The organism is Frateuria defendens (assembly GCF_001182895.1).
In the GTDB taxonomy this organism is placed as follows: Bacteria; Pseudomonadota; Gammaproteobacteria; order Xanthomonadales; family Rhodanobacteraceae; genus Frateuria_B; species Frateuria_B defendens.
The window spans coordinates 1-276 of the sequence record NZ_LFQR01000203.1; the positions used below are offsets into that span (position 1 = coordinate 1).

Here is a 276-nt window from a genome sequence, read left to right on the forward strand (position 1 = left end):
GGCCGTGCGTGGTTGTACCAAGCCCGGAATTCGACCAGCTTGGTGCACAGCTCGTCCCTGCCAGTAATGGCGATCTTGTCCAGATGGTGCTTGAGCGTGCCGAAGAAGCGCTCGATGCGCCCGTTCTGCCACGGGCAATGCAGGTCGATGGTTTGCAGGCGGATGCCGAGCAAGGTGAGTGCAGCTTTCATCAGGCGGCTGTTGAAGCACGCCTCGTTGTCCACGCGCATCGCGCGCGGCACCCCAAAGCGTCGACATGCGATCACCAACTCTCGC

The 276-nt window shown here is 62.0% G+C and carries 1 protein-coding gene; it reads right to left on the reverse strand.

The annotated features are described in order from the left end of the window. Positions 1–191 (reverse strand): integrase core domain-containing protein (locus ACH65_RS17905; protein ID WP_237561566.1); only part of this gene is annotated, 191 nt, incomplete at its 3' end. Positions 192–276 lie beyond the last annotated feature (85 nt).